Source organism: Pseudomonas sp. PDM04 (genome assembly GCF_014851765.1).
Taxonomy (GTDB): domain Bacteria; phylum Pseudomonadota; class Gammaproteobacteria; order Pseudomonadales; family Pseudomonadaceae; genus Aquipseudomonas.
Genome location: NZ_JACVAI010000003.1, coordinates 756517 through 778871 on the forward strand (window position 1 = coordinate 756517; position 22355 = coordinate 778871).

20 protein-coding genes and 4 tRNA genes are annotated in these 22355 nt (G+C 61.2%); 18 read left to right on the forward strand and 6 right to left on the reverse strand.

Annotated features, from left to right (window positions below):
- Positions 1-13 precede the first annotated feature (13 nt).
- The gene (locus tag IB249_RS15485) at positions 14-775 is read left to right on the forward strand and encodes an iron-containing redox enzyme family protein (RefSeq protein WP_225606976.1); all 762 of its coding nucleotides are present in this window, start codon (positions 14-16) and stop codon (positions 773-775) included.
- Between the two features lie 75 nt (positions 776-850).
- Here the strand turns inward: IB249_RS15485 and sugE are convergent, their stop codons facing one another.
- The 3 genes from sugE to rdgC all read right to left on the reverse strand — a co-directional run bounded on the left by sugE (position 851) and on the right by rdgC (position 3237).
- Positions 851-1165: a quaternary ammonium compound efflux SMR transporter SugE gene (gene sugE / locus IB249_RS15490; RefSeq protein WP_192306145.1), complete on the reverse strand. Its 315-nt coding sequence runs from the start codon at positions 1163-1165 to the stop codon at positions 851-853.
- 117 nt (positions 1166-1282) lie between these two features.
- The gene (locus tag IB249_RS15495) at positions 1283-2248 is read right to left on the reverse strand and encodes a bile acid:sodium symporter family protein (RefSeq protein WP_192306147.1); all 966 of its coding nucleotides are present in this window, start codon (positions 2246-2248) and stop codon (positions 1283-1285) included.
- A 68-nt stretch (positions 2249-2316) separates the two neighbouring features.
- Positions 2317-3237, reverse strand: coding sequence for a recombination-associated protein RdgC (rdgC, locus tag IB249_RS15500; protein WP_192306149.1), 921 nt, complete (start codon positions 3235-3237; stop codon positions 2317-2319).
- Positions 3238-3397: 160 nt separating this feature from the next.
- Here rdgC and IB249_RS15505 point away from each other — a divergent pair.
- The 4 genes from IB249_RS15505 to IB249_RS15520 all read left to right on the forward strand — a co-directional run bounded on the left by IB249_RS15505 (position 3398) and on the right by IB249_RS15520 (position 3928).
- A tRNA-Val gene (locus tag IB249_RS15505) sits at positions 3398-3473 on the forward strand.
- 19 nt (positions 3474-3492) lie between these two features.
- A tRNA-Asp gene (locus IB249_RS15510) sits at positions 3493-3569 on the forward strand.
- A gap of 187 nt (positions 3570-3756) precedes the next feature.
- Positions 3757-3832, forward strand: a tRNA-Val gene (locus IB249_RS15515).
- Positions 3833-3851: 19 nt separating this feature from the next.
- Positions 3852-3928 (forward strand) — tRNA-Asp (locus IB249_RS15520).
- Between the two features lie 112 nt (positions 3929-4040).
- On the opposite strand, the gene IB249_RS15525 is transcribed toward IB249_RS15520, so the two are convergent.
- The gene (locus IB249_RS15525; RefSeq protein ID WP_192306151.1) at positions 4041-4445 is read right to left on the reverse strand and encodes a hypothetical protein; all 405 of its coding nucleotides are present in this window, start codon (positions 4443-4445) and stop codon (positions 4041-4043) included.
- Between the two features lie 409 nt (positions 4446-4854).
- Here IB249_RS15525 and IB249_RS15530 point away from each other — a divergent pair, with 409 nt between their 5' ends.
- The 6 genes from IB249_RS15530 (at position 4855) to IB249_RS15555 (ending at position 10712) form a co-directional block, all read left to right on the forward strand.
- On the forward strand, positions 4855-5523 hold the full coding sequence (locus IB249_RS15530; RefSeq protein ID WP_192306153.1) for a GntR family transcriptional regulator: 669 nt from the start codon (positions 4855-4857) through the stop codon (positions 5521-5523).
- A gap of 80 nt (positions 5524-5603) precedes the next feature.
- A complete protein-coding gene (locus IB249_RS15535) occupies positions 5604-6410 on the forward strand; it encodes an ABC transporter substrate-binding protein (protein WP_192306156.1) in 807 nt (268 codons plus the stop codon).
- Positions 6411-6422: 12 nt separating this feature from the next.
- Positions 6423-7196 carry an amino acid ABC transporter permease gene (locus IB249_RS15540; protein WP_192306158.1) on the forward strand — a complete coding sequence of 258 codons (774 nt, stop codon included), beginning with the start codon at positions 6423-6425 and terminating at the stop codon, positions 7194-7196.
- A 2-nt stretch (positions 7197-7198) separates the two neighbouring features.
- A complete protein-coding gene (locus IB249_RS15545) occupies positions 7199-7972 on the forward strand; it encodes an amino acid ABC transporter ATP-binding protein (protein ID WP_192306160.1) in 774 nt (257 codons plus the stop codon).
- Between the two features lie 20 nt (positions 7973-7992).
- Positions 7993-9084, forward strand: coding sequence for a polyamine ABC transporter substrate-binding protein (locus IB249_RS15550; protein ID WP_192306162.1), 1092 nt, complete (start codon positions 7993-7995; stop codon positions 9082-9084).
- A 17-nt stretch (positions 9085-9101) separates the two neighbouring features.
- Complete coding sequence (locus tag IB249_RS15555) at positions 9102-10712, forward strand: gamma-glutamyltransferase family protein (protein ID WP_192306164.1); 1611 nt, start codon at positions 9102-9104, stop codon at positions 10710-10712.
- Positions 10713-10830: 118 nt separating this feature from the next.
- Here IB249_RS15555 and IB249_RS15560 read toward each other — a convergent pair whose 3' ends face one another.
- Positions 10831-11997, reverse strand: coding sequence for a catalase family protein (locus IB249_RS15560; protein ID WP_192306166.1), 1167 nt, complete (start codon positions 11995-11997; stop codon positions 10831-10833).
- Positions 11994-13802, reverse strand: a complete 1809-nt coding sequence (locus IB249_RS15565) for a di-heme-cytochrome C peroxidase (protein WP_192306168.1) — start codon at positions 13800-13802, stop codon at positions 11994-11996. The genes IB249_RS15560 and IB249_RS15565 overlap by 4 nt, the downstream gene beginning before the upstream one ends.
- 265 nt (positions 13803-14067) lie before the next feature.
- Between IB249_RS15565 and IB249_RS15570 the strand changes: the two genes are divergently transcribed.
- The 7 genes from IB249_RS15570 (at position 14068) to IB249_RS15600 (ending at position 22034) form a co-directional block, all read left to right on the forward strand.
- Positions 14068-14784 (forward strand): FKBP-type peptidyl-prolyl cis-trans isomerase, encoded by a 717-nt coding sequence (locus IB249_RS15570; RefSeq protein ID WP_192306170.1) that lies wholly within the window; start codon positions 14068-14070, stop codon positions 14782-14784.
- Positions 14785-15077: 293 nt separating this feature from the next.
- Entirely contained in the window at positions 15078-15533 is a 456-nt protein-coding gene (locus IB249_RS15575; RefSeq protein ID WP_192306172.1) for a YkvA family protein, read from the forward strand.
- A 112-nt stretch (positions 15534-15645) separates the two neighbouring features.
- Entirely contained in the window at positions 15646-15987 is a 342-nt protein-coding gene (locus IB249_RS15580) for a helix-turn-helix domain-containing protein (RefSeq protein ID WP_192306174.1), read from the forward strand.
- On the forward strand, positions 15984-16355 hold the full coding sequence (locus IB249_RS15585; RefSeq protein ID WP_003223109.1) for a hypothetical protein: 372 nt from the start codon (positions 15984-15986) through the stop codon (positions 16353-16355). The genes IB249_RS15580 and IB249_RS15585 overlap by 4 nt, the downstream gene beginning before the upstream one ends.
- Positions 16356-16763 carry a sel1 repeat family protein gene (locus IB249_RS15590; protein WP_192306176.1) on the forward strand — a complete coding sequence of 136 codons (408 nt, stop codon included), beginning with the start codon at positions 16356-16358 and terminating at the stop codon, positions 16761-16763.
- Between the two features lie 233 nt (positions 16764-16996).
- A complete protein-coding gene (locus IB249_RS15595) occupies positions 16997-21664 on the forward strand; it encodes an RHS repeat-associated core domain-containing protein (RefSeq protein WP_192306178.1) in 4668 nt (1555 codons plus the stop codon).
- Complete coding sequence (locus tag IB249_RS15600; RefSeq protein ID WP_192306180.1) at positions 21657-22034, forward strand: hypothetical protein; 378 nt, start codon at positions 21657-21659, stop codon at positions 22032-22034. Before IB249_RS15595 ends, IB249_RS15600 begins: the two co-directional genes overlap by 8 nt.
- Positions 22035-22355 lie beyond the last annotated feature (321 nt).

Consider the following 22355-nt stretch of genomic DNA (forward strand, 5'->3'; position numbering starts at 1 on the left):
AACCGGACCCCTCATGGAAGCTGCAAGTTACCCCGCCTGGGCTCAGAAACTGATCCAGGACTGCAGCGAGAGTAAACGCCGGGTCGTCGAGCACGAATTGTACAAGCGCATGCGCGATAACAAGCTCAGCGCCAGGACCATGCGTCACTACCTGATCGGTGGCTGGCCGGTGGTCGAACAATTCGCGCTCTACATGGCCCAGAACCTGACCAAGACCCGCTTCGCCCGCCATCCCGGCGAGGACATGGCGCGTCGCTGGCTGATGCGCAACATTCGTGTGGAACTGAACCACGCCGACTACTGGGTGCACTGGAGTCGCGCACATGGCGTCAGCCTCGAGGACTTGCAGGCGCAGCAGGTTGCGCCTGAACTTCACGCCCTGAGCCACTGGTGCTGGCACACCAGTTCGGCCGACTCGCTGATCGTCGCCATTGCCGCCACCAACTACGCCATTGAAGGCGCGACCGGAGAGTGGTCGGCGCTGGTCTGTTCGACGGGCGTGTATGCGGCGGCGTTTCCCGAGGAGGATCGCAAGCGGGCCATGAAGTGGCTGAAGATGCATGCCCAGTATGACGACGCCCATCCTTGGGAAGCGCTGGAAATCATCTGCACGCTCGCCGGGGTGAACCCGAGCAAATCCCTGCAGGGCGAGTTGCGTCAGGCCATCTGCAAAAGCTACGACTACATGTACCTGTTCCTGGAGCGCTGCATGCAGCTGGAGCACACGGAAAAGACTTCGGTCACCCGTGAGCGCATGGCACTGGCCGAAGGCTGATCAGCCAACGCCACCCTGAAAAAAGCCCGCCCCTCTATGGACAGAGGGGCGGGCTTTTTCATGAGCGAGCGTTGCTCAGGTACTGATTTTCAAGCCGATCAGCCCGGCCACGATCAACGCCACGCTGGCGAGCCTGAACAGCGCCATGGACTCGCCAAACAGGATGATACCGGCGATGACCGTGCCGACGGCCCCGACGCCGGTCCAGATCGCATAGGCGGTGCCCAGCGGCAACTCCTTCATGGCCAGGCCCAGCAGGCCCAGGCTGATGGCCATGGCGGCCACGGTCAGGGCGGTGGGAAGAGGGCGGCTGAAGCCATCGGTATATTTCAGGCCGACCGCCCAGCCCACTTCAAACAGGCCGGCAAAGAATAGAATGATCCAGGACATGACAGACCTCCATCGATGACGGGGTCGTCCCCAGAGTAATGACTCGAATGAGCCGCAAGGTCGTCCTCGCGTTGCGCCATAGAGTGCCCATCATTAAACCGGGGATCAAGCGTGGACTCAGTCCGTGGCCTGTTGCCCTGCGGTGTCGCGATCCTGCTTCTCGCTCATCCGGCGGAAATACGTCGAGAGCAATGCCCCGGAAATATTGTGCCAGACGCTGAACAGCGCACTGGGCACGGCCGCCAGCGGCGAAAAGTGTGCGCTCGCCAGCGCGGCGCCCAGGCCTGAGTTCTGCATGCCGACCTCCAGGGCCAGGGACTTGCGCTGGGCCAGGGGCAGCTTGAACAGGCGCCCGGTGAAATAGCCCAGCAGGTAACCGAAGCTGTTGTGCAGCATCACCACCGCCATGATCAGCAGGCCGGACTCGGCGATCTTCGCCTGGCTGGCCGCGACGACCGCCGCGACGATGATCACGATGCTCACCACCGACACCAGGGGCAGCACGTCCACTGCGTGGCGAACCCGGTCACCGAGCAGACGCTGGGCGACCACGCCGAGCACGATCGGCAGCAGCACCACTTGCAGGATCGACCAGAACAGCTCCATGAACGAGACCGGCAACCAGGCCGAGGCCAGCAGCCAGATCAGCGCCGGCGTCAGCAGCGGAGCGAGGAGAGTGGTGACGGCGGCGATGGCCACCGACAGCGCCAGGTCACCACGCGCCAGCCAGGTCATCACGTTCGACGAGGTGCCGCTTGGGCAGCAACCGACCAGAATCACCCCAACGGCGATTTCCGGTGGCAAGTGGAAAGCCTGGCAGAGCAACCACGCCACGCCGGGCATGATCACGAAATGAGCGACAACCCCCAGAGCCACGCGCCAGGGATGGCGGGCGACTTCGGCGAAGTCTTCGAGTTTCAGGGTCAGGCCCATGCCGAACATCACCAGCCCCAGCAGCGGCACAATGGCGCCTTTCAGGTTGATGAACCACCCGGGTTGCAGGAACGCCACCACGGCGAAAATCAGGACCCAGTAAGCGAAGGTGTTGCCGACGAAGCGACTCAATGCAGCCAGTGCACGCATGGCCTGTTCCTTATTCAGTAAGCATCAAAACCTTGTGGGAGCGGGTTTGCCCACTCCCACAGCAAGCGCTAGATCCCCTGCGGCATCTCTTCCCCACCCAGCGCTTCCACCAGTGCCGGCAGGAAGTCGCCGAAGGTCAGCATCATCAGGGTGAAGCTGGCGTCCAGCTGGCCGAGGGCTTCGTCGCCACCGTCCTGTTCCGCCTGGTCCTGCAGCAGGTCTTCGAACTTCAGGCGCTTGACCACCATCTTGTCGTCGAGGACGAAAGACAGTTTGTCCTGCCAGGCCAGCGACAACTGAGTGACCACCTTGCCGGTGCTCAGGTGCAGCTGGATTTCTTCGCTGGTCAGGTCCTGGCGCTTGCAGCGCACGATGCCGCCGTCTTCGTGGGTGTCGCGCAGTTCGCATTCGTCCAGCACGAAGAAGTCGTCTGCGGCTTTCTGAGTGGTGACCCACTCGGTCATGATGGCGGTCGGGGCCATCTTCACGGTCAGCGGACGTACCGGCAGGGTGCCGATGACTTCACGCAAGGTCGACAGCAAGTCTTCGGCGCGTTTCGGGCTGGCCGAGTTGACCAGGATCAGGCCCTGTTTCGGCGCGATGGCGGCGAAGGTCGACGAGCGACGGATAAAGGCGCGAGGCAGGAAGGCCTGGATGATTTCATCCTTGATCTGGTCGCGTTCCTTTTTGTAGACCTTGCGCATTTGCTCGGCTTCGATCTCTTCAACCTTTTCCTTCACCGCGTCACGCACGACGCTGCCCGGAAGAATGCGCTCTTCCTTGCGCGCGGAAATCAGCAGGAAGTCGCCGCTGACGTGCACCAGAGGCGCATCCTCACCCTTGCCGAAGGGCGCGGTGAAACCGTAGGTGGTCAACTCCTGGCTTGCACAGGGACGCGCCAGTTTGGTGGCCAGTGCAGTTTCCAACGCCTCGGCATCAAAAGGCAGATCTTGGGTCAGGCGATAGATAAGCAGGTTTTTGAACCACATGGGGCGAGTCTCTCCTTTATACAAAGTGGGGCATTATTCTCTTCGTGGCGCCATAGGCCAACCCTTCTCTAAGCCTTTGGAAGGCCTGAAAAAATTATTTAAAAAAGTGCTTGCCAGAGGTGGGGCTGCTCCGTAGAATGCGCGCCACACCGAAAGTGAAGGGTGATTAGCTCAGCCGGGAGAGCGTCTGCCTTACAAGCAGAATGTCGGCGGTTCGATCCCGTCATCACCCACCATTCGCTTCCAGTGTTACGCGCAGCGGTAGTTCAGTCGGTTAGAATACCGGCCTGTCACGCCGGGGGTCGCGGGTTCGAGTCCCGTCCGCTGCGCCATATTCGGTTACCTGGAACACTGAACGCCAGGTCACCAACGAAAAGCCCGCTGATGCGGGCTTTTTTTCGCCTGTTGTTTCTGCAGGTCGTATCGGATCACGGGTTTTCAGATTTTTTGAGATATTTGTCAATTAAATCAACACATTATGAAAATCTGTGGCACAATGCGCCCCGCAATGAAGGTACAGGGTGATTAGCTCAGCCGGGAGAGCGTCTGCCTTACAAGCAGAATGTCGGCGGTTCGATCCCGTCATCACCCACCACTTGCTTTCAACGCTACGCGCAGCGGTAGTTCAGTCGGTTAGAATACCGGCCTGTCACGCCGGGGGTCGCGGGTTCGAGTCCCGTCCGCTGCGCCATATTCGGTCACCTGGAGCACTGAACGCCAGGTCACCACGGAAAAAGCCCGCTTTTTAGCGGGCTTTTTGCTGTCTGGCGTTTGGCGTTTTTCGCGTCGCCGCGCCGCCTGTTTCAGAGCGTGATCGACGTGGCCGGATAAAACAGCACGTTGAGCACGAACAGGATCATCCAGAAGCCGATTTCCAGCGTCTCGGTGATGGGTTGGATGCGCTTGATCGCGCCGTAGACGTGCACCACGAACATCAGGCTGAACACCACGAACAGCAAATCGAAGGCATAGCTGAAGTGCGTGCCGGTGCTGGCCGAGCGCAGCATCGCCACTTCGATGACCAGGATGAAGGCGCCCAGGCAGCGGCCGAAATAGATCGCCAGATGCTGGTCCTCGGGAATCGTCCAGCGCATCGCACGGGCCCAGGCAAGGGGCGCGATGAATATCGGCAGGGCGAAGAGCAGCGTCGTACAGGCCATCAGGAGGGTGATGTAGTAGTGACTGTACTGGGCGTAGTAACCAAGCATGTGGGAACTCCTTGTCGTTGAGGCTGCCGATCCGGCGCACCGGCGCAGGATTGCAGCCGCACAGCGCAGCGTCCAACGCAAGATGGCTACTTGAGACCAAAAGACAACGGGCTCGGGTACACCGAGTTAATACCGAAGTCGCGGTATGCCTGACCCGCTTTTCGCCACGCTGAAACCTTATCTCCAGGTGTTACTTCGATACCGTTCTGCACCCTTTTGGAACCTCGTTTTGAGCCATTAGGTAGCAATAACTATCTGTGCAGGGGCGGGCACCCGTTCACCTTCGCGCCAAGATCGTTCCTATAAATCTTTCAAATCAATTGCTTGGGCCGCTCGGTCGATGCCTGGCACGCATTGTGCTTTTTTGCATATGTGGATAATTGGATACAAAAATTCAAAAGGTGCCGCCATGCAATTCGCTCCCGCTTTCGTTGAACGTCAGCCCCTGACCGCCGAGGAAGAGGCCTACAACTTTCTCCTCGAAGCGATCTGTTGCGGCCGTTACCGCAAGGGCGACCGGCTGATTGCCGAGGACATCGCCGGTGAAATCGGGATGAGCCGCATGCCGGTGCGCGAAGCTTTTCGCCGCCTCGATGCACAGGGTCTGGTCACGCTGCGGCCCAACCGCGGGGCGATTGTCAGTGGCCTGGATATCGACGAATTGCACGAAGTGTTCGAGATGCGCAGCGCCCTCGAAGGCCTGGCCGTGCGGGTGGCCGTGGCCCATATCGGCGAGCGCCAGTTGGCGGCGTTGGAACGCCTGCTCGACGAAATGGATGACTACCGCGACGAAAGCGCCGAATGGGTCAGCCGCCACCGCAAGTTCCATGAATACCTGTGCAGCCTCAGCGGCCGGCCCCGGCTGCTGAAGCAGATTTCGGCCCTGTATTCGCTGATCGAGGCGCCCATGCGCCTGTGGTTGCAGCACGTCGACAAACCCCTGAGTGCGCGCCAGGAGCACGCCGTGATCCTCGATGCAATTCGCGCCGGCAATGCCGAACAGGCCGAGGCGGTGGTGCGCGAGCACATCGAAGGCACGGTCCCGGAGCTGATCAAATTCCTGCAAACAGAAAAATAAGCCTCGAAGCGGGCCTGAGCCCGACCCTGTTGTGACTTTGAGTACTGCCCCCGTTACTAACCGAACTGGAGTGTCTGGTCATGCACAAAACAAGCGCCTTGTTTGCCGCGGTATCCCTTGGACTTTGCGCACAGTGGGCGCTTGCTGCCCCCGTGGTGCCGGACCGATTACAGACGGTCGACAAGCTCACGTACTGCTCGGGCATGGATTCGCCGCCTCTGGTGTCGTTCGACGAGGCGCAGAAGCCCAAGGGCCTGACGGTCGATCTCGGCGAGGAAATTGCCAGGCGCCTGGGCAACAAACAGGTGACGTGGCGGGTGATTCCGTTCTCCGGGTTGCTGCCGGCGCTGCTTGCCCGGCAATGCGACATGATCGTCGACCAGTTGTTTGACAAGCCCGAGCGCCGTGAGGTGATCGACATCGTCAATTACATGTATTCGAGTCAGGCGGTGGTGGTGCCCAAGGGCAACCCGAAACACATCAGAACGCTGGACGATCTGTCCACGCACAAGGTGGCCGTGCTGAACGGCTCGACCATCAAGACCCTGCTCGACACACAGAACGACACCCTGGCCAAGGCGGGCAAGGCGCCGATGAAACTGGTGGTCTACAACACGGACACCGACGCCTTCCAGGCCTTGCGCATCAGCCAGGTCGACGCCTACGGCACCACGGTGGAAACCGCCGGTTACTACGCGGCCATGGCCCCGAATCTGTTCGAGGAGGGGGTGCCGGCGTTCAGCCGGATTCTCACCGGCCTGGGTATTCGCAAGGACGACCCGCAACTGACGGCGGCGGTGCAGCAGATCATCGGCGACATGCGCAGCGATGGCAGCTACACCCGACTGCTCGCCAAATGGCATGTGGACAGCGACAAACTCGACTGAGGCGTGCCCCTGATGAATTTCAATTGGGATGTGTTCTGGCAGTACCTGTTGCAGCCCAGCGGGGTCTACCTCACCGGGCTCTGGCTGACGTGCCTGATCAGTGTGCTGGCGATGTTGATGGGCTGTGCGCTGGGGCTGGTGGCGGCGCTGATGCGCTTGTCACGCAACCCCTTGCTGCACCTGCCGGTGCGCTTTTACGTGTGGCTGATGCGGGGGACGCCGCTGCTGGTGCAGATTGTCTTTCTCTACACCGCGCTGGCGGCGGGGGGGATTTTCCGCTTCGAGGACCTGGAGCTGTTCGGGCTGGTGGTGCCGGGCAACATCCAGGCGGCGATCATCGCCCTGGGCCTGAATGAAGGCGCCTACATGTCGGAGATCATCCGTGCCGGGATCGGCGCCGTGGACAAGGGCCAGTACGAGGCCGGGCGCTCGCTGGGCATGACCTTCGGCAAGCTGATGCGGCGGATCGTACTGCCGCAGGCGTTCCGGGTGATCGTTCCACCGCTGGGCAACGAATTCAATGTGATGCTCAAGAACACCACCCTGGTCAGCGTGATTGGTGTGCAGGAGTTGCTGCTGAGCACGCAGATGGTGACCTCGGCGACCTTCCGCGTGTTTGAGCTGTACCTGGTGGTGGCGATCTATTTCCTGATGCTGACCACGCTCTGGGGCTTCTTCCAGCGATGGCTGGAAACACGCTTCGGCCAGTCGGACCGGCCCTCGCCGCCGCCTGCCAGCAGCCGCATGTTCGGCCGCCAGACCCTGAAACTGCTGCGGGGACGCTAAGCATGGCACACGAAGACGTGATCATCGATGCCCAGGACATTCACAAGTCCTTTGGCGATCTGGAGATTCTCAAGGGCGTTTCCCTGCAAGTGCGGCGCGGGGAAGTGGTGGTGCTGATCGGCGCCTCGGGTTCGGGCAAGACCACCTTCATTCGCTGCATCAACCTGCTGGAGGACATCCAGGGCGGACGGATCCGCGTCAATGGCCGGGCCATGGGCTACCGCGAACGCGCGGATGGCAGCCTGGTACGTGATTCGGAACGCGAAATCGCCCGTCAGCGCCGGGACATCGGCATGGTGTTCCAGCGTTTCAACCTGTTCCCGCACATGACCGCCCTGGAAAACATCATCGAAGCGCCGATCCACGTGCTCGGCGTGCCCCGGGCCCAGGCGCTGGAACACGCCCGCAGCCTGCTGGCACGGGTTGGCCTGGCGGACAAGGCCGCGCACTACCCGTCGATGCTCTCCGGCGGTCAGCAGCAGCGCGTGGCGATCGCCCGTGCGCTGGCGATGAAACCCCAGGCCATGCTGTTCGACGAGCCCACCAGTGCCCTGGACCCGGAAACCGTGGGCGAGGTGTTGCAAGTGATGAAGGAATTGGCCGAGGAAGGCATGACCATGGTCGTGGTCACCCATGAAATGGGCTTTGCCCGGGAAGTGGCGGACCGTGTGGTGGTGCTCGACCAGGGCGAGTTGATTGAACAAGGGCCGCCGGAACAGATTTTCAGCCGCCCCACCCATCCCCGTACGCAAGCCTTTCTCAGCCGTGTGCTGTGATTTTTTCCAAGGAGTTGTCGATGCGTTTATCCCGTCTTGCCGCAGCCTTGTGCCTGGCCGCCGTTTTGCCCCAGGTGCACGCCGCCGAACCGGTGGTGAAGATGTACAACTGGTCCGACTACATTGCACCGGATACCTTGAAAAATTTCGAGCAGACCAGCGCGATCAAGGTTCAGTACGACATTTTCGACACCAACGAAATGCTCGAGGCCAAGCTGTTGTCCGGTCATTCGGGGTATGACCTGGTCGTGCCTTCGAGCCAGTTCTTGTCCAAGCAGATCCGTGCTGGCGCCTACCAGCCGTTGCAGCGCAACCTGCTGGGTAACTGGAAACACCTCGATCCGCGTTTGATGCAGCGCCTGGAAGCCGCCGACCCTGGCAATCGATACGCTGTGCCTTACATGTGGGGCACGGTGGGCATCGGCTACAACGAGGAAAAAGTCCGCGCTGTCCTGGGCAAGGACGTGGTGCTGGACTCCTGGTCCATGGTCTTCGATCCGGTCAACCTCGCCAAGCTCAAGCGCTGCGGCGTTGCCTTTCTCGATGCGCCGGTGAAGATCATTCCCCAGGCCTTGCTGTACCTGGGCCTGGACCCCAACAGCACCCGCCCCGAAGACTACAAGAAAGCCTCGGCACTGCTGATGAAGCTCAAGCCGTCGGTGACCTATTTCAACTCGTCGAAATACACCGCGGACCTGGCCAACGGCGATATCTGCGTGGCCATCGGTTATTCCGGCGACGTGATGCAGGCCCAGACCCGTGCGAAAGAGGCGGGGAAACAGGCTGACATCCGCTACCTGCTGCCCAGGGAAGGGGTCAACCTGTGGTTCGACATGCTGGCCATTCCCAAGGACGCGGGCAATGCCGCCGGCGCCCATCAGTTGATCGATTACCTGTTGCGCCCCGAGGTGATCGCGCCGGTCAGCGATTACGTGGGCTACGCCAACCCGAACAAGGACGCCACCGCGCTGATGGACCCCAAGGTCAGCAGCAATCCCGGCATCTACCCCGGCGATGACGTGATCAGCCACGCCTTTGTTTCCGCCGACCTGCCGGATGCGATCCAGCGCCTGATCACCCGAGAGTGGAACCGGATCAAGTCCGGCCAATGAATTGACGAGTGTTTGCCATGTTGAAATTTTCTGCCCATGAGTACCCCTATCCCTCCCAGCGCCAGAGCGTGTTTGCCCGCCGAGGCATGGTCGCCGCCTCGCAGCCCCTGGCCGCCGAGGCCGGCATTGAAATCATGCGTCAGGGCGGTAACGCCATCGATGCGGCCATCGCCACGGCGGCGGCCCTGACCGTGGTCGAACCCACCGGCTGCGGCCTCGGCGGTGACGCGTTTGCGCTGGTCTGGACCCAGGGCCAGTTGCATGGGTTGAACGCCAACGGCCACGCGCCGGCGGCGCTCGACATCGAGGCGGTCAAGGCGGCGGGGCACTCACAGATGCCGTTGTACGGCTGGACCCCGGTCACCGTGCCCGGATGCCCTTCGGCCTGGGCCGAACTGTCCCGGCGTTTTGGCAAGCTGCCGTTTGCCGACCTGCTGCAACCGGCCATCAGCCTGGCGCGCGAGGGCTTTCCCTTGTCGCCGGTTGTCGCCCATCAATGGCAGGTCGCCCTGGATGAATTCAGCCCGCACCGCGACGCGTTGCTCGAGCCCTGGTTCGAGACGTTCCTGATCGACGGTCGAGCGCCCAGGGCCGGCGAATTGTTCCGCAACCCGGCTCAGGCCCGGACCCTGGAAGAACTGGCGGCCACCACCTGTGAAAGCCTGTATCGCGGCGCGCTGGCGCAACGCCTGGATGCCCATTCCCGGGCCACCGGCGGTTACCTGCGTGCCACGGACCTGGCCGATTACCGGGCGCAATGGGTCGAGCCGATCCACATCAACTACCGGGGCGTCGACGTCTGGGAAATCCCGCCGAGTGGCCAGGGCCTGGTGGCGCTGATGACCTTGAAAATCCTCGAAGGCTTCGACTTCGACCACCGTGACAGCCAGCAGACCTGGCACCGTCAATTGGAGGCCATGAAGCTGGCCTACAGCGACGGCCTGCACTACATCACCGATCCGCAGCACATGCGTGTGGCGGTGGCTGACCTGCTCAGCGATGCCTACAGTGCCCGGCGCCGCGCGCAGATCGGCGAACAGGCCCAGCCGCCCGCGCCCGGCGATCCCCATGCCAGCGGCACGGTGTACCTGGCCTGCGCCGATGCGCAGGGCAACATGGTGTCGTTCATCCAGAGCAACTACCACGGCTTCGGCTCCGGGGTGGTGCTGCCCGACAGTGGCATCGCCTTGCAGAATCGCGGCCAGGAATTCAGTCTCGATCCAGCCCACGCCAACTGCCTGGCACCGGGCAAGAAGACGTTTCACACCATCATCCCCGGGTTCCTCAGCCAGGGCGGCGAAGCGCTCGGTCCGTTCGGGGTGATGGGCGGCTACATGCAACCCCAGGGGCATGTGCAGATGGTCATGAACCTGGTGGATTTCGGCCTCAACCCACAAGCGGCGCTGGACGCTCCGCGCTGGCAATGGCTGGGCGAAATGAAGGTCGGCATCGAGCAGGGCGCTTCCCGCGACCTGGCCAACGCCCTGGCCCGGCGCGGGCATCAGGTGCAGATCGCGAATGACCTGACCGACTATGGTCGCGGCCAGATCATTCTGCGTGACCCGGTGAGCGGTGTGTTGTGCGGCGGCACCGAACCGCGGGCCGACTCACACATCGCCGTGTGGTGACGACCCTTTCCCCTGTTGGCGCGAGCGCGCTCGCGATGGATGTCAAGGATACTGCGGGGCGTCTGCCCCCAGGTCGTTCCTGGTTCCATCGCGAGCCTTACAGCTTGACCGGTTGCGCTTACGGGGCGTTTCGGCTGTGCCGATAGTCGCTGACCGATTCGTACACCGCCTTGCGCAGTCGGTTGATCCCGCCGATCGGCCGATGCGCCTCGAGGCCGAACCACGGGTTGAACGACAGGTTGTCGCATTGCAGGTTCTGCGCCGGGGTATCGAAGTCCTGGGCGGGCAGGGTGATGCGGGCCACGGTTTCGAAAGGTGCATCCTGCTCGCGCCACTCGATGCTGGTGTCTTCGATCGGCATGAACCGGTTCGCGTCCTGGCGCTGGATCTGCAAGACAAAACACGCCGGTATCCGGTCGGTGGACAGTTGCTGAGTCAGGGCGCTGCGCAGGAAGTTCGGCAGGTCCTGATTCTGCCTGGGCAAGGTGTAGGCCGGGCAGTTATCCGGATCCGGCATGACCCTGAACTTGGCATTGGCCTCGCCGAACTTGTAGGGCGACACGGAAAAATAGGTGGTCCGGGTCGGGCTTTGCGGCGGCGCAGACAGCGTTGCCAGGGCAATGAACAAATGGCGGATTTGCCAGCTGCGCGGATCCCAGCCAGGGAAAAACGCCATGACCTTTTTGCCGTCGGCCTGTGCCGCGACATTCTGACGGTATTCGGCAACGTTGCTGACAAAGAAGTTCGGGTGGCTGAACATCACGAAATCCTGCTCGTGCAGGTCTTGTCGGTTGGCCAGCAGTTGTTTGCCTGGAACATCGTGCAGTTTGATCGCCATGCCCCGGGCATCGCGGATGCTGTCGAACTGCGGATAGGCGTTGCCGTTGGACAGGCGCAGGGTGGCTTGCCAGCGTTTGCCCGGTTCGCTGAAAACGCCGCGCCGAAGTTCCTGCGCCAGTTCCGGCAACACCTGGACTTCGGCCTTCACGCAGCCATGGGCCTTGGCGTGGGCGTCGCGCAGGTAACGGGTGCCTTCGCGGTGCTGATCGACAATGCGCACGGCGGTCTGGATCACGTCCTGGGTCATGGCGGCTTCGCCGTCCGGGATCTGCTCCAGCGCCGACACCGGCCCGCGGTGCTGCCAGGCAAACCAGGCGCTGGCCAGTGCCCAGCCGAGCAGGCCGATACCCAGTGCAATCAGCAGGATCTTGCCGAGCAGGCGCCCCAACCACAGCCAGAGCCTGGCCAGCAGCGGCAGTTCCTTTTTGAAGGTGGTCATGATCATGGCAATTGTTTCTCCAGCGGGCCGCCCAGCACTTTCAGGTACTCCAGCAGCGCCCAGCGTTCTTCGGGTTGCAGCAGCCGGCCAATGACGCCATTGCGACGTTCGCCGGCGCGGAATTCATGGCCGCTGTTGCGGTTGCCGGTGATCCGCGTATCGAACAGGAAACCGTTGGTGAAGGCTTCGGTGCGATAGCCCAGGTGGCGCGGGTCATACTCGAACGTGCCTCGATAGAACGTGGTGGCGCGTTCATCCTGGGGCGACAGCAATTGATAAATACTCGGCACCGAGCCGTTGTGCAGGAATGGCGCCGTGGCCCAGACGCCCGCCAGGGGCCGGGCCTTGTAGGCGACTTTTTCCCGCACGCCGATCGGCAGGCCGAAGCCGTCGAATTGCGGCTTCTCCTGCGCGGTGATGTTGGCTTCGCGGTAGGCGCGGTTCTCGACGAATGCCGTCACGTAGGCCAGGCCCTTGGCCACCGACAGCTGGCTGAGGTCCAGCGGCTCCGTGGGTTTGGGGTGCAGCTTGACCTCCATGTTCTGCAGTTCGGCCGGGTCCCATTGCAGCGCGGTCAGGTCGAAACGGTGGTTGGCGATGTTGTTGGCAGCCGTCGGATCGGTGCCGATGATCTCGACGGGCAGCATGTGCAAATGCTGGACCCAGCGCTCACCCTCCTGGGTCACCTTCGGCACGTGGCAACCGGCGCAGTTTTCGGCGAACAGCCCCCGGCCCCTGGCGGCCAACGGTTTGTCGATGGCACCAAGCAGTTCCTCCGGCCAGGCCGGTGGCTTGAGTCGTTGCAGGGTTTCCTCGATCAGGTGCAGGTCGCGCACCCGCACGCTGGAGGGGTATCGGTCCTCGCCCCTGAGCGGCTGCCGGTTCTCGTCGAAGAAATTCAGGGTCGCGCCTACGCCCAGGGCTTCGCCGATATTGCGCGCCATGGGCTGTTGCGCCGAGCCATTCCACTGCACCCAGTCGAAGGTCCACATGTCCCACAGCTGGGGGTAGTCGACCGGCGCGTTGGCGACCCGGTAATTGCTCGGGGAAATCGCATCGCCGAAACTGGCATTGGCGATGCGCCCGAACGCGTCGGTGCGGCCAGGGCCTTCTTGCGTCGGATAGAGCCCGCGGTGGGTATCGTTCCAGGCGACCTTGAGGAACGTGTCCAGGGACTTTTTGAAGTCCTGGCGCAGTTGCTGATGTCGGGCGTCGTAGTCCGGGCCCAGCACGTTGCGGGCGAAACGTTCGAACTTCCAGGGGTTGTAGTAAGTCGAGGCCAGGCTGGCGACCAGGGCCTGTCCGAAACTGCCACCGCGTAGTGTAGGAACACTGGAAGGCAAGACGTGTTGCGCCGAGCCACCGTCGATGCGGATTGCCTGGCCGTTGAAGCGCAGCTCGCCGGTGTGGCAAGCGGCACAGGTAATGTCGAGAAACTGATCCGGGCTGCCGGGGTTCTGATGACGGGCAAAGCCGACGGGCAGGTTGCCCGGATTGTTCGGCGTGGCTTTCTGGTCGGGATCGATCAGGAAGCCAAAACGCGCCAGGTACTCCGGCGCGGCGAAGCGTTGCTGCGAGAAGGGGAGTTCGAGCGCGGTGAACCAGTCATAGCGCAGGCCTTTGACTTGCGTGCCCTGGGGGGTGAAATAGTAAGTCTGGCGGTCGTTCGCGCTCCACTGCTCCAGGTAGTGCACCTGTTGCGCGGGTGTCCCGCTCGGCAGTTTCGGGTTGGCGACGTAATACAGGACCACCGCCAGGCACAGGCCCAGCAGTGCCACGATCAGAATCAGCAATCGGTAGAAGAGGCGCAAGTTAACAATCCTTGTCGATTTATCGCTTCCTTATGCCTGAGCTGAAAATTTGCGGCAAGTGGCCATTACGCCAGAGATGACACAGGTCAGTTTGCGTCCGTGAGGTGCGGATGACAGAAGCTTCATCATTGGAATGCGTAAATGCGTTAAAACACCTGAACTTATCGGTAACATCCTGTTCTCATCCCGGTAGCCATTGGTCGTGGCCGCCTGATAAGCTCGCGGCTTTACTCGATTGCCCTTTTGGCATGAACAAGGAAATAGCATGAAACAGCATCGGTTGGCGGCGGCGGTGGCCCTGGTTAGCCTGGTACTTGCGGGTTGTGATTCGCAGACCAGCGTAGAGCTGAAAACCCCGGCGCAAAAAGCTTCCTACGGGATTGGCCTGAACATGGGCAAGAGCCTGGCTCAGGAAGGCATGGACGATCTGGACTCCAAAGCCGTTGCCCAGGGCATCGAAGATGCCGTCGGCAAGAAAGAGCAGAAGCTGAAAGACGAAGAACTGGTCGAAGCCTTTGCCGCCCTGCAAAAGCGTGCCGAAGAGCGCATGGCCAAGATGAGCGAAGAGTCGGCTGCCGCCGGCAAGAAATTCCTTGAGGACAACGCCAAGAAAGCCGGTGTCACCACGACGGCTTCGGGCCTGCAGTACGAAGTGATCAAGAAGGCCGACGGCCCGCAGCCGAAGCCGACTGACGTCGTGACCGTGCACTACACCGGCACCCTGACCAACGGCACCGTGTTCGACAGCTCCGTCGAGCGTGGCAGCCCGATCGATCTGCCGGTCAGCGGCGTGATCCCGGGTTGGGTCGAAGGCCTGCAGCTGATGCACGTTGGCGAGAAGTACAAGCTGTACATTCCTAGCGAACTGGCCTACGGCGCGCAAAGCCCTAGCCCGGCGATTCCAGCCAACTCGGTGCTGGTGTTCGAGCTGGAACTGCTGGCCATCAAGGACCCAGCCAAGCAAGAAGACGCTGCGAAGTAATCAGCGCCCGCTCTGCCAGCAACGCCTCGCTCATGCGGGGCGTTGTTGCATCTGGCGCCTGGTGAAGGTAAACAAAGCGAACGGATGTGGCAGGATGCAGTCAGAGCCATTGAGGCACCTGCGCTAACCGCGCCGGGGGTGCCAAGTCAATGAAATATTGGGTTTTTTTATGTGAGTAAAAAACGCCCGATCTAAGCGAGGCCCTTGTGAAACGGGCCTTTCAGCCGTGAATTGCCGGTCTGTTCACAAGGTTATCCACAATTTGTGTGGATAACCTTGCAGTGGGAGGAATGATGAAAGCTCCGTGGAATTTCGCTCGTTTCCTGCCGCTGGCCGGACGCCTGCTGGCCCGTGGCAGATTGCCGACGCTGCTGTTTGCCGTGGCCAGCAAAAGCGCCAGCCAAGGCAACCGCCTGGGCAAGCTCAAGGAAGATCTGCGCTTGTTGCAGTCGTTGTGTCTGGCGTACTGGCGAGGCGAATACCGTGCCATCAGCCCGAAAGCGTTGCTCTCGGTCGTGGCCGGCCTGATGTATTTCCTCAGCCCCGTGGACGCGATTCCGGATTTCATCCCGGTGTTCGGCATGCTCGATGACATCGCCGTGCTCGCCTGGCTGATGAAGGTGCTCGACGACGAGCTCAACGCCTTTCGTGCCTGGCGCAACCGCCAGGTGCCGGAGAAACTGGTGGTGGTCGAGCGGCTGCCCGATACCCCGGAGCAACTTCAGCTTCAGGGCCCGAAAAAAGCCTGATTTTGTTAGGGATCGTCCCTATAGTCATACCCCGCGACCTTGGCCGCTGTTAGGATTACACTTCCAAGGAAAAGCACCGACTCGTTTAGTGTCGTTGTCCTACGGGGAAGTCATGGATATTCAGATAATCACACGCGAAGGCGAGCCCGAATACGCGGTTCTGCCGTGGGCTCAGTATCAGGCTTTACTGAAAGCAGCAGGCATTGACCAGCAACCGCCGCAGGCCGCCCCAGGGCGTCAGCCGGCCACACCGGACCCGATTCTCCCGGGCCTGGATCAACTACGCAGTTTGCGCGAAGCAAAGGGCATCGCCATCGAGGCGCTCGCCCGCACGGTAGGCATCAGCCCGTCTTATCTGGCCATGATCGAAAGTGGCGAGCGTCAGCCCGACGCTGCGATTCGCCGCAGTCTGGCCTGGGAACTGACGGTGCCAGGGTGGAGGGATGAATCGTGAGCGTACGCATCAGTCGTCAACATTGGGACGGGTTGCTGGGCGAGCTTGATCAGGCTCGCCGTCAGCGACACCTGCTGACCTACCGCGCGTTGCTGGAGCGATTGCAACTGCCGACGCCGGCCATGCAAACCTTGACGGCGGCACTGGAGCATCTGGCCGCGCTGGACGCCAAGGCCGAACAGCCCCTGCGCAGTTCGCTGGTGATCAGCCAGGGTGCCAGCCGCCTGCCGCGCACCGGTTTTTTCGAATGTGTCGAACGCCTGGGACGTTTCTCCGGGCCGTCCGATGGCGTCGCGGCGGCGTCCTGGCATGCGTCGGAAGTGGTGCGCGTCTTCGAGTACGAATACCCGGAATCGGCGGAGGCCTGAATGTTGTTACGTATCAAGGCGCGGGCGGGGTACTGGCTGGCCCGTCGGCTTTTCCACTGGACATGGGCCGTGCGCCAGCCGAAGGTGTGGGGCTGGATGGAAAGCCAGTTCTCGCGCATGGCCAACCTGGGCGATGTCGGCGCGCAGAGCTTCTACGGCCACATTCTGACCTTCCGGGGTGTGGGCATCGGCGCCCGTGAAGAAGGCGTGCGCTTGCTGCGCCTGGCGGCGCTGGCGGGCGATGGCAAGGCGGCGTATCAAGTCGGCGTGATCAGCCTGGCCGGAAGTGCGAGCAAAGCACCGGACCCGGTGGAAGCCGCCCGGTTCTGGAACCTGGCAGTGAAAGCGGGGCACCCGTTGGCCGAGATCAAGCTGGCGCAATTGGCCGATCGCGACACCGCCCGGTAACCCCTTTGATAGACACCCACTGACGTGGCGACAGGGCAACCTGGCGCCACGTTGGCGTTTTTGTCTGCTTGATTCTGAAAAGCGCTAATTAGGGATTTACCCTACATCCACCTCTTACTTTCCTGACTTCTTTCTCTTTTGAACCTCCGCATTGTCTCGCGTGCTCATTTTCGCGAGGGATTGCCCATGATCGACCGGTTTTCTGACTTCACTGCTCACGTAGCGGTGCGCTGATGGCGCACATTGCTCGCATCGAGCAGGAGCTCGACGGTTTCGCCGACACACTCAGCCTTTATCGCCAGCAATTGCAGGGTTTTTTAACCCGCACGGCAGACGAGGTCAGCCGCGCAACGGACATGCCATCGCTCCTGGGCATGGAGCGGCAGATCAAGCTGGGCAATACCACCACGTCGGTCAGCAGTGGCGATAACGACTTTTTCTCCAGCGTGGCGCAATGCCCGCGCAACGGGTTGCTGCAGATCGAAAGCCGGTTCGAATCGGTTCATGACATTCCATTGGGGAACCTTCAGGTCGATGTGATCGCGGTCGAGGGGGGGCAAAAGACCCCGCTCACCCTTGATCGGCATGGCAGGGGAACGTTCAAGGGCATGGCCGGCCAGTTCTACCGTGTGCATGTCCACAGCGAGGTGACGCCGGACCAGATTGATCAACTGTTCGCTTCCTACAAGGGCCTCACCGGGCAGCTGGAAAGCTGGCTGCGCGGCCAGTGGCAAGGTTTCAAGCCGCAGTGGTCGCCGCCATCGGCATCCGCGTCGATGACGGCTGTGGGTAACGGCCTGCTCGCCGGCAGTTGGGCGGCGATTCAGGCGGTCTGGGATGGAATTGGCGAAGTTTCCGAGATTCTGAAAGACCCGCTGGCCTTCGCCGAAAAACTCGGTGAAAGCGCCGGGGAGCTGGCCGGGCTCGCCAAAAGCGCGCCCGAGCAGATGGAAAAAGCCATGCTGCTGGCCAGTGACGAGGCCGCCCTGTGTTTGCTGATGCGCACCGCCACCTTGTGGCTGGAGATGCTGCCCCCGGCGCGACTGGCCGGGGCATCGGCCGAGGCCATTGCCAAGGTTGTCGTCGGGTTGGTCATCGACCTGTTGATCGGCTTGGTGTTGAGTGTGGTCGGGGTGGGCGTTGCCTGGTTGACCGCGCGCCTGGCCAGGTACGGCGTGCAGCTGTTCAACGCCGCCATGGCTTTCGTGAAGTCGATGGTCGCGATCGTCGACACCTTCATGGGCTACGTCGGTCGTTATAAACCGGTCGCTGCGAGAGGCGCGACGGCAGGGGTGAAAAACGGCGGGGTGCAGTTGCGCTGGGACGCCAGGCGCAACACCACGCTCAAACAGAACGAACACCACGACGACGTTGCGAAGCAGGCCACCAACCCCAATGGTGACAGCGCCGATACCGTCGACAGGACCGCCACCCACCAATGCCCGGTGTCGATGGTCACTGGCGAAGAGCTGCTGACCCTCACCGACGGCGCGCTGGATGGCATCCTGCGGTTCGAATTCATCCGACTTTATCGCACCAGTGCGGTTGAGATCGATAGCGGCCTCGGCCACGGTTGGAGTCACAGCCTGGCCCATCGACTGCAGATCGAAGGCGCCGGCGTTCTTTGGATCGACCATGAAAATCGCCGGACTGCCTTTGCGCTGCCCACGATCGAACGTCCGGCGATCCACAACAGCCTGTCGCGTGCGGCCATTTACCTGGGCGATGAGCCTGAAGAACTGATTCTCGCCCAAGCCGGCGATGAAGTGCGTTTCTATCACTTCATCAACGGCCAGTTGACCGCCATCAGCGACGGTTACGGTAATCGCCTGCGAATCACCCGTGACCCCCAGGGGCGCCTCAAACGCCTCGACAATGGCGCCGGGCGGGCCCTGCAGCTGCGTCATGACCGCCGCCATCTGGTGGCGGTCGACTACCAGCGGTTTGTCCCGGCGGACACGTTGGAGCAGTCCTGGGTGACCGAGCAGACACTGGTCAGCTATCGCTACAACGAACGGGGACAACTGATCGAGGCCAGCAACGCGGCCGGTGAAAGCGAACGCTACGACTACGATGACCAGCACGTCATCCTCCAGCGGCAACTGGCCGGTGGTGCGAGTTTCTACTGGGAATGGGAAAGGGCCGGCAGGGCGGCGCGATGCATCCGGCATTGGGCATCGTTTACCCAGATGGACGCGCGTTATGTCTGGGATGACCCGGGCCTTGTCACTGTTCACAACCTCGATGGCCGCCAGGAAATTTACCAGCACGACGAGCGCGCGCGGCTGGTGCGCCAGGTCGGGCTCGACGGCGGCGAACACCTCAAGGCTTATGACGACCAGGGCCGGTTGATCGCCGAACAGGATCCGCTGGGCGCCATCACCGAGTACCACTACGACGAAGTGGGACGGCTGGTGGCGTTGATCCCACCGCAGGATGAGCCGACTGCCTACGAGTACCGCAACGGTTTCCTGCATGCCCGTTCTCGCGGCAAGGCCGTGTGGCGCTATGAGCGCAACGCTCAGGGCGACATTACCGCCGCCACCGATCCTGATGGGCAGGTCACTCACTATTTCTACGATCAACAGGGGCAACTGCTGTCGATCCGCTACCCGGACAACAGCCGGCATGTCTTCGTCAGCAATGCCCTGGGCCAGTTTGTCGAAGAAACCTTGCCGGACGGGGGACATCGACAGTTTTCCTACGATGCGCTGGGGCGGCAGATTACCCGTCAGGACGAAAACGGCAACGTCACCCGGTACGCGTGGGACGCCGTTGGACGACTGGTCCAGACGACGCTGCCGACAGGCGCCACCCGTACCTTGCGCTACAACGCCTACGGGAAACTCACCACCGAGTGCAATGAGCTTGGCCACGTCACGCGCTACGAGTACTTCGAAGACTTGCACCTGGTCAGCCGGCGGATCAATCCCGACGGCTCCCAACGACGGTATCGCTACGACAACGCGCAGCTGTTACTCACGGAAATCGAAAACGAATCCGGCGAAAAATACCGGCTGGCCTACACGCCCGGTGGTCTGATCCGCGAGGAGCAGGGGTTCGATGGGCAACGTACGGCCTATGCCTACGACCTCAATGGGCATCTGCTGGAGAAAACCGAATTCGGCAAGGACGGCTCGCAGCAGGTCACGGCCTATGAGCGTGATTCGGCGGGGCGGCTGTTGCTCAAGACGCTGCCCGATGACTGCAAGGTCGAGTACCGCTACGACAGCCTGGGGCGGCTGATCTGCGTCAACGATGGCCACGACCATCCGCTGGAGTTCGAGTACGACCTGCAGGACCGGTTGATCGCCGAGCATCAGGGCTGGGGCACCTTGCGTTATGGCTACGATGCCTGTGGCCAGCTCAACCGCCTGCGCCTGCCGGACGGCAGCCAGCTGGATTACCACCACGAAAAGGGCGGCACCCTGAGCGCCATCGACCTCAACGGCGCACGCCTCACCACCCACCAGTTTGCCTTTGGCCGCGAGCTGCAACGGCAACAGGGTCAACTCACCAGCCACTACCACCACGACGAGCAGGGCCGCCTGCAAGTACACGCGATCAACCGGCAAAACCGAGCGCTGTACATGCGCCACTACAGCTATGCGGTCAACGGCAATCTCGCCACCCTCGCCGACAGCCGCCACGGCCAGCGCAGCTACTACTACGATGCCCTCAACCGCCTGACCCGCGTACGCCACACCCGCGACGATCCCGCCGAGAGCTTCGCCCATGACCCGGCCGGCAACCTGCTGATGCAGGACCGCCCGGGCGTGGCAAAAGTCGCCGGCAATCGCCTGCTGATGCAGGGTGACCGGCATTACGACTACGACGCCTTCGGCAACCTCATCCGCGAACGTCGCGGCACCGGGCAAACACTCGTCACCGAATACCGCTACGACTGTCAGCACCGCCTGATTGGCGTCACCTCACCCGATGGCCGCGTCGCCAGCTACCGCTACGACGCCTTCGGCCGCCGCATTGCCAAAACCGTCGACGGCCACACCACCGAGTTCTTCTGGCAGGGCGACCACCTCGTTGCCGAAAGCAGTCGCGCCCACTACCGCAGCTACCTCTACGAACCCGACACTTTCCGCCCCCTGGCCCTGCTCGACGGCAAAGGCCCAAGCCAGGCCTGCCCGTTCTACTACCAACTCGACCACCTCGGCACACCGCAGGAACTGACCGACTACAGCGGCGAAATCGTCTGGTCAGCGAAGTACAACGCCTACGGTAAAGTCACACAGCTGGCCCAAGGCGGTGGGGAGCACATCGAGCAACCCCTGCGGTTCCAGGGCCAATACTTCGACACCGAGAGCGGTCTGCACTACAACCGGCATCGCTACTATGATCCGGATACAGGCCGCTACCTCACGCCCGACCCGGTGAAATTGGCGGGGGGGCTGAACCAGTATCGGTATGCGCTGAACCCGACGGGGTGGGTTGATCCGTTGGGGTTGAGCGGGAGTTGTCCTGGGGCTGGGAGGCCTGGGTGTGGGGAGCCAGATTATACGTCTGGCGCTAGGGTTGATGAGGGAGAGCCAGATATCCCACAATCGAAATCACGCCCTCAAGATTTCGGTAGTGAAGAAAAGCTAGATATACATTACAAAAAACACCGCGCCGAATTTGGCGCGGAGACTAAAGAAGAATACCTACAGATCGCTCGAGATGTTGTGAATCAAGGAACTCGCGTGGACTACAAATATCAAGGTGAAATTCGAGCGGGATATCTAGAATTTATCGGAAATAATCGGCGGGGAGAGTCTAAGTTTGCATTTGTAGGTACAAATAGTAATAAGGAAATTACGACGTTACACACTAAAAGTGGTAAAGATTTTTGGAGAGCTATAAACGGAGACGCACGGGATAAGACTGTGAGACCTGTAAATGATTAAAAAATACGACGCATTAGTTCTCGAAATCGACGAAATTGTTGAGGAGGAGGTTGTGTTGCTCGTCGGAGGCACCGCGATCAAGTGCTTCACGAGCTATTGTCCCTATTTTATTGAAGTTGGAAAGCACTATACGGTGGAGTTCAATCTGATCTTGTCTGAGCCCGATTGCGTAATGCTGGCAAAGGATGGGGAGAGAAAAGTGGATAGCTCCCAAAATGGGTTCTCTTGTGTGGTTCATGGTTATTTGGATGGCCCGATTCTTCGATCGGTCATTGACTTTATAGATCTGGAAATTCATTACCAATATCCTGCCTTGAATCAAAAATACATAGAAATCAACGTCGATAGAATCGATGTGTCGTTTGTATAGGAACGGCGAAGTGCCTGGGTAAGTTCTTCGAGCTTTCCCTCAGGTGTAGCGATTTCCATGAACTGGTGCAAACGGGTCGTATCGGTAGTCGAGCGAGCTTGCTCGCGATGGTCGTTAACGATGACGCGGGGGCTGGATACCCGTGTTGTCCGGGCGTTTTTCGCGAGCAAGCTCGCTCCTATAGTTTGTGGTATGCGCGGTTCTTTGTAGGAGCGAGCTTGCTCGCGAAGGTCGTTAACGATGACGCTGATGCCTGAATGCCTGAATGCCTGAATGCCTGAATGCCTGAATGCCTGAATGCCTGAATGCCTGAATGCCTGA